Annotated in this window: 4 protein-coding genes, 2 pseudogenes and 1 other annotated feature; of the genes and pseudogenes, 3 read left to right on the top strand and 3 right to left on the bottom strand. The window is 66.6% G+C overall.

The window, feature by feature from the left end; genetic code table 11:
• The first annotated feature begins 137 nt into the window (after positions 1–137).
• On the top strand, positions 138–1,043 hold the full coding sequence (locus tag JUB11_RS10935) for a GDP-mannose 4,6-dehydratase (protein WP_348771408.1): 906 nt from the start codon (positions 138–140) through the stop codon (positions 1,041–1,043).
• A gap of 28 nt (positions 1,044–1,071) precedes the next feature.
• Here JUB11_RS10935 and JUB11_RS10930 read toward each other — a convergent pair whose 3' ends face one another.
• Both JUB11_RS10930 and JUB11_RS32710 read right to left on the bottom strand, forming a co-directional pair.
• Positions 1,072–5,154 (bottom strand): tetratricopeptide repeat protein, encoded by a 4,083-nt coding sequence (locus JUB11_RS10930; RefSeq protein ID WP_207458559.1) that lies wholly within the window; start codon positions 5,152–5,154, stop codon positions 1,072–1,074.
• Positions 5,155–5,203: 49 nt separating this feature from the next.
• A complete protein-coding gene (locus JUB11_RS32710; protein WP_247886978.1) occupies positions 5,204–5,491 on the bottom strand; it encodes a hypothetical protein in 288 nt (95 codons plus the stop codon).
• A gap of 162 nt (positions 5,492–5,653) precedes the next feature.
• Between JUB11_RS32710 and JUB11_RS32705 the strand changes: the two are divergent.
• Positions 5,654–5,825: pseudogene (locus JUB11_RS32705) on the top strand (IS3 family transposase); the annotation flags it as partial.
• Positions 5,772–5,882: a sequence feature (AL1L pseudoknot), on the top strand. (Overlaps the previous pseudogene by 54 nt.)
• A 52-nt stretch (positions 5,883–5,934) precedes the next feature.
• Positions 5,935–6,316: pseudogene (locus JUB11_RS32700) on the top strand (IS3 family transposase); the annotation flags it as partial.
• 1 nt (position 6,317) lies between these two features.
• Here JUB11_RS32700 and JUB11_RS10915 read toward each other — a convergent pair.
• The gene (locus JUB11_RS10915) at positions 6,318–6,509 is read right to left on the bottom strand and encodes a hypothetical protein (protein WP_207458558.1); all 192 of its coding nucleotides are present in this window, start codon (positions 6,507–6,509) and stop codon (positions 6,318–6,320) included.
• Between the last annotated feature and the right edge of the window lie 248 nt (positions 6,510–6,757).

The following is a 6,757-nucleotide window of genomic DNA, read 5'->3' as shown; positions in this document are numbered from 1 at the left end:
CTGGAAGATGTCACCCCGTGAATGGACGGCCGCAAAGGCGCAGATGGCCGTCATGTTCGGTGAGCGGTTCACAAAGGCCATGAGCGCCTGAAACTGAAATCGCCCCCGCCGAGCACGAAATTCCGGATAGTCCCGAGGTGTCCAGCTTCGCCAGCCTCAAGCGGCTGCAAGTCCTTGACCAAGTCCATCTGCATTCCGCGGTGCCGACGGATTTCCGCAGCGTCGCCCAAGTCATCGGCACTATCCAACCGGACGAGATCTACAATCTGTCGGCCCAATCCTCCGTCGGGTTGTCCTTTGACCAGCCGGTGGAAACGCTGAACAGCATTCTGCTGGGCACCGTCAACATAATGGAGGCGATCCGTTTTCTGGGACTTGAGACGCGCTTTTACAACGCTTCGTCCAGTGAATGCTTCGGCAACACCGACAACGGCCCGGCGGACGAGCGGCACGCCTTTCACCCCCGCAGCCCCTACGGGGTTGGGAAAGCTGCGGCCTATTGGGCAGTCGCGAACTACCGCGAATCCTACAACCTGTTCGCCTGCTCAGGCATCCTGTTTAATCACGAGTCCCCGCTCCGCCCTGCGCGCTTCGTGACTCAGAAGATCATCCGCGGGGCGGCCATGATCTCCGAGCGAAAGGCGAGCGTCCTTACGCTCGGTTCGCTGCACGTCGTCCGTGATTGGGGCTGGGCGCCGGAATATGTCGACGCCATGTGGCGGATGCTCAACCATCATCAGCCGGAAGACTTTGTCATCGCGACGGGCAAAAGCCATTCGCTGGAGGAGTTCGTCCAGCGGGCCTTCGCCTGCTTTGGCCTCGACTGGCGCAACCACGTCGAAATCGACGAACGCGTCATGCGCCCGGCCGACATCGCTCTCAGCATCGGCAATCCTGAAAAGGCGAATGCCGTCCTTGCTTGGAAGGCTTCCCAAACGATGGATACCGTCATAGAAAAGCTCGTTCAGGCCGAGCTTGAGCGGTTGCACATGGAAAAGGAACTGTCTGGGATCGGCAGGGCGCCGGTCCTGACCCTGTGCTGATGCCGCATTGTCGGATGTTGCGTTCCGGTCACCAATGCTCGCCGAGAATGCGGCCGGCGTATTTGGCTCCATGGTCGGCGACGAAGCGGGCGTACATCGTCCCGTCTGCCGCATAGCTCTTGTCGTACCAGCCGCCGTAGCCAAGCCACAGACTCCGCTCCATGACCAGTTGCATGCAGTCGATGTGGTTTGGCGCGGGCGGATAGCCGCTCAGGACGAGGCCGACGGAGGGATCGTCCCGATTCTCCTGCCAAACGTTCGTGCCGTCGGTCTGCAGTCCGACCATGTAGACCGGGAAAATCGCGATGCGGTCGCGGTTGATGTCCCTCATCAAGCCGTCGGCCAGATAGGAGCCGATGGCCAGGCGCCGCCGGAAGACAGCGAGGATCTCCGCCAAGGCCTCCGGATAAAGGACATTGTCGGCGTTAAGGTGCAGTATGTAGCGCCCACGTGCGCGGCGCAGGCCGATGTCGCGCAGGCTGTGTCCCCAGTCACCGAAGCGGAAAGACGTGTCCTCCGCCACGGCTAGGTTCGGCACGTCCGCCGCCGTGGGGGCGGCCGAAGTGCCGCGCGGACCGTCGTGCAGCAGAACAACTTCGAAATCCCGGCAGCTCTGCGCGGCGAGTGAGCGGAGCATGCGCTCCACATGAGGGCGCGGCACGCTGCCGTCATAGTCGGGCACGATGATGGAAAAGGTGGGCCGTCGTGACGGATCGAGCCCGCCCAACTCCGGTTCCGCTTCGGCAGATGCCCTTGGCGCGGCCAAGGCTTTTCCCACGATCTCCGCCATGGGTCGGCGGGCGAAGGCCTCCGCCGCGCGCCACTCCAGGGCATGACGACGGTCGTCGTCGGCCACCAGGGCAGCGCAGGCCCCTACCAGCCCTTCGTACGGAACGGCGACCAATGCGTCGGCCAGTTCGGGCTCCACTTCATCATCGCCCGTCACCTCCGCCACCACGGCCTTGCCGTTGTTCAGAAGATAGGCAATCCGTGCCATCTCAAGCGCATTGCCCTCGTAGAAATGCAGGCACAAAACAGTCTTAGTGCGAGCAATCCAGGCGTCACGCTCGGCCCCATAAACCCCGAACAGGACCTCCACCCGCAAGCCCCGCGCGCGCAGCGCGTCCAGCACGCGCCGCCGCCGCTCGTTGGGAGAGCCGTAGAAGAGCACGTCCACATCCTGCACCGGCGCCGGTGCGATGCGGGCCAGCTCCGGCGCGTGGCCGAGCGGAATGTGGCGCACGTCCCGCCCCAGCCCCAGGCGCCGCAGATGAGTGACGTTCGCGCGGCTGTAATCCCAAACCCGGTGGCGGTGCAGCAGGTCGAGGAACCCTGGCCGCACCAGTGGACTTTCGAGCGCCAACGGCTCCAGATTGTAGAGAATCGTGTCCGGGGGCAGGGCCGGCAGCTCTGCCGGAGGCACGAGGTTCGCCCCGAACAGGACGTTGGTGGCGTTCCCGGACAGCTGGTTGTCCGCCGTCTCCACGGGAAATCCGAGAGCGCGCAGGCCGCTCGCCACCGCCTCCATCGCCTCGTCGAAGGCGGCGGCATGCCGGTAACCGGGCGGCATCATGCGGACGAGCCGGAAACTGCCGCGATGGGTGGTTGGCAGGGGATTGCCGTGTACCCGCTTCCACGCCTCCTCGTAAAGGCGCTCCAACTCCCGCGTCGTTTTGGCGCTGTCGAACAGCGGGGCCGTGTCGCGGGCCATGTCCAGGTGGCGGCGCAGCCGCGCCCGCTCCTTCGGGCGGCGGGCCAGATCGAGGGCCAGGGCGCGGTAACCGGCGAGATCGGGGGCGACCAGCTCCGGCAAGCCAACCGCGCGCAGCAGGCTGGCCGATACCCGCCCGATCATGCTGTTTCCGGCACAGCTCACCACGGGGCAACCCATCCACAACGCGTCACTTGCCGTAGTGTGGGCGGCGACCGGCAGCGTGTCGAGAAACAGGTCGGCGAGGCGCAGCCGAGCGAGATGAGGTTCCAACGGCAGAAGCGAGGCGAAGACCAGCCGCTCCGCCGCGACGCCTTGCGCGACGGCTGCGGCGCGCAGGTTGGCGGTTGCCGTATCACCGTAATCGAGCAGCCAAAGCACGCTGTCCGGTTCGTTTCGCAGCAGCTCCATCCAGACGGCGAATAGCGTGGGCGTGATCTTGTAGCTGGAATGGAAGGCGCAGAAGACCGTGCCCTGCTCGGGTAGCCCGCAGGCGGCTCGGTTCGGTCCCGTGGCCGGGCGGGGACGACGGCGGTCGTTCACTTGGTAGCAGTCGGGAAGGAACAGCGGCTCCTCGGAGAACCATTCCGCGACCTCGGGCGGAGCGACGGTGCGGTCGAGGATGGCGAAGTCGATGAAAGGCGCCCCTGTCGTGCCGGGATATCCGAGATAGGCGATCTGCACCGGGGCCGGGCGCAGCGCCAGGATCTCCGGCCGGGCCTGGTAAGTGTAGCCTTTCAGATCGACCAGCACGTCGATGGCGTCGGCGTGGATGCGCAGGGCAGCGTCCTCATGCGACAGGCCGTCCAGCTCGACGAAGCCGTCCACCGCCGCCTCGATCCTGCGACGCCAGTCGCCGCCCTTGGCCGGTCCAATGGAGTAGGCGAACACCTCAATTCGGGCTCGGTCGTGCCGCTCCAGCATCTCGGCTATCAGATAGCTGGTCGCGTGGTCACCGAAGTCGGCGGACAGGTAGCCGACGCGCAGCCGTTCCCCCCTCGGCTCCCCCCGGACCGGCCGGTGCCCGAGGTTGAGGAACTTGCGGCGGCTCTCCATGCGGGCGGCGACGGCCGCTGCGGTCCGCCGCGCGCAGCGGAACTGCGCCTCCGGCGATGCCCCTGTCGCCATGACGAAGAAGGGCGACAGCCCATCGAACGGGTTGGCGAGCGCCCGCATCCGTTCCAGCAACCCGTCGAGCGCCGGCCAGTCGTAAAGCCGTTGCAGGAGCTGCGCGAGGTCGGCGAGCGCGCCGCCGTCCCAGGGGGCGAGCGCTAGGGCGCGGCGGTGGGCGGCCAGGGTCTCCCGCTCCAGGGCCGCGCCGGCCTCATCCAGCACCGCGTCGGCATCGGCTTCCACCTCGGCATCGGCGGGGCGGCGGGACGCCATGCGGCGGGTCGCCCGCTTGTAGAGGGCGACGGACAGACAGCGCGCGTGCTGCAGGTGGGCCGCCGCGGAGTCCGGAGCGGCGAGGGCGGCGCGCCGGGCGGTTCCGGCCGCCTCGGCTGTTCGGTCGGCCTGGAGCAGAGTCTGGCCAAGGCGCCGCCATGCCTCCTCATCCGCCGGGCTCAGGGCGACGAGGCCGCGGAGCGCGGCGAGCGCTCCGGCGCGCTGCCCCTGCTCGGCCCGCAGCCGGGCCAAGGCCCGCCACGCCTCCTCATGGTTCGGCGCGCGCGCAATCAGCCATTCCAGGGTTAGCCCGGCCTGATGGTGGTCGCCCCGCTCTGCCAAGGCCATGGCGACGATCATGTGGACCGCGGTCCGGTCGGGCTGAAGGCGCAGCGCATTTCCAGCGGCGCGCAGGGCATCCTCCGCACGGTCGAGCGCGAGCAGGGCCTCCGCCTCCTGCTGGAGGATGGCCGGATGCTCGCCCCGGGCGGACATCCAGTCGCGACAGAGGGCGAGCGCCTCCTTCGTCCGTCCTGCCAGGCGCAGGGCCCGGGCGAGATTGTCGATCGGATCGGGTCGGCTGGGGGCCGCCCAAACGGCATGGTGGAAGGCGTCGAGGGCGGCGTCCAACATACCGGCCCGCGCCCGCGCGACGGCGAAGTTGGTCCAGGCGGCGGGATCGGCCGGATCGACTGTAAGGATGCGCTCGAAGCAGACAGCCGCTCCCGCAGGGTCGCCAATGGCGAGCCGGGCCGCGCCCAGCCCGCCCAGCGGCTCCACCGCGAAGGTCAGCAGGCGTAGCGCGCGGGCGAAGGAGCGCGCGGCGTCACCGGGACGCTGCCGCTCCGCCCGTAGGGTGCCGAGCGCGTAATGGGCCCGGGCCATAGCCGGGTCTACGGTCAGGAGCTGGCACAGGTCCGCCTCGGCCTCGGTCAGGCGGCCTGCCCGGGCATGCTCCGCTGCTTGGGCAAGCAGCGCGGCGGACAGATCCTTGCGAGCCTGGAGCGTTGTCATGGTTGGGGTGTGGCGCCTGGAATGGGAATAAGCGTCGTTCGGGTCGGGATCAAGACGGACGGCCTATGGAGGTGTAGGCGAAGCCGGCCTTGGTCATGATCGCCGGGGTGTGAACCTTGTGCAAATTGACCATGACCAGCCGCTCAGCAATATCTCGACCCGCTCCAGGTTCAGCACGCGGAACTCGTTCCACGCCGTCAGCAGGGCCACGCAGTCTTCCCCGTCCAGCAAGTCTTAGGCGTCGGGCGTCGATGCAGCAGACGTGGACGCCAAATTCCGAAAAGCAGGCATCGGACGACAGGCCGACATAACCCGTGTCGATCATCGCGATGGGCATGTCTTCTCCCGTACCTGTCGCTGACGGCGGGGGACGATTGCGCAGGGTCCCTGGCCGCTGTTAGAACCGGCGGCGAAGATAACAGACCGGGCACCGGAACGGGAAAGCGATAACGGCGCTTTAGTGAACCACACCGGGTTTTCCTGAGGCTCCATCTTCTGAGAACGCGATCAGGGCAAACGGCCCGGCCCAACGACGGATGAGCAGGAGCGGATCAAGGCGCTGGAGCGCGAGGTCCGGGAACTGCGCCAAGCCAACGAGATCACCGCAGCAAGGCCTCGGCGTATTTCGCCCAGGCGGAGCTCGACCGCCCGTTCAGGAAATGATCGCCTTCATCGGTCCCCGATTTGATTGGGGAGCACCGCGCCGCCCACCGGGTCGAGTCGATCCGTCCAAGGCGCCGGCCCACTTGCGAAGCAACGCGGAGCTGAGCGGGGCCATCCCAGCGGATCTGGGATGTGAATCAGGTCTATGGGGCGCGGAAGGTCTGGCGGCAGGTGCGGTGGGAGGGCCTGGAGATGGCGCGCCGCACGGTGGCACGCCTGATGCGCCAGATGGGCCTGAGGGGAACGATGCGGGGCAAGGCGGTTCGGACCACGATCGGCGACCGTGCGGTGCCGTGCCCCTTTGCGGCGGCAGCGGTTCCGCTACGGAACCGTGAGAGCCGGCTGACCAGGTGAACCGCCAGTTCCAGGCTTCGCCACCTTGGAATGGGTGGGCTGGTTCTACAGCCGACGCTTGCTCCAACCCATCGGCAACATTCCTCCCGCCAAGGCCGAAGCACGTTGCTATGCCCAAGCGGAGGACGTCGCCACGGCGGCGTGACTCAACCCAAACAGCCTCCGGGGAACTCGATGCGGTTCAGCTTCCACGATAAGCCGGCTTGGGCCGAGCCGCTTTCAATATTCGAAAAGAGCGAAGCGGCAAATTGCGACACCTCGCCGCCGGTCCCCGTCAGATCATCTCGAACAGAAGTCCGTAAAGGAACATGAAGGCCATGACGGTCATCGTCAGCCAAGCGTACATATCCGGACCCCCACAGCCGGTTGTCACGAGCGGGCATGATGCAAGGAAGGGGCAGGGTGCTCAATGGGCCATGCGGCTTAGGACCGTAAGGAGAATTCCTGGGCCTAGCCGAAAGGGGTAAGGGAAGACCCCAATATCACCATCGCCCTGTCCATGGTCTTATGCCGTCCGTTGGAACAAACGTCTTAGAGCATAGTGCCATGAACGGGCATCTCCACTGCGCCTCGAACACGCCGCGCT

The sequence above is a fragment of the Azospirillum sp. SYSU D00513 genome, from assembly GCF_017356015.1.
Lineage (GTDB): Bacteria > Pseudomonadota > Alphaproteobacteria > Azospirillales > Azospirillaceae > Azospirillum.
Note: the sequence above shows the minus strand (reverse complement) of the source record. Positions and strands in the feature narration are given on the sequence as shown.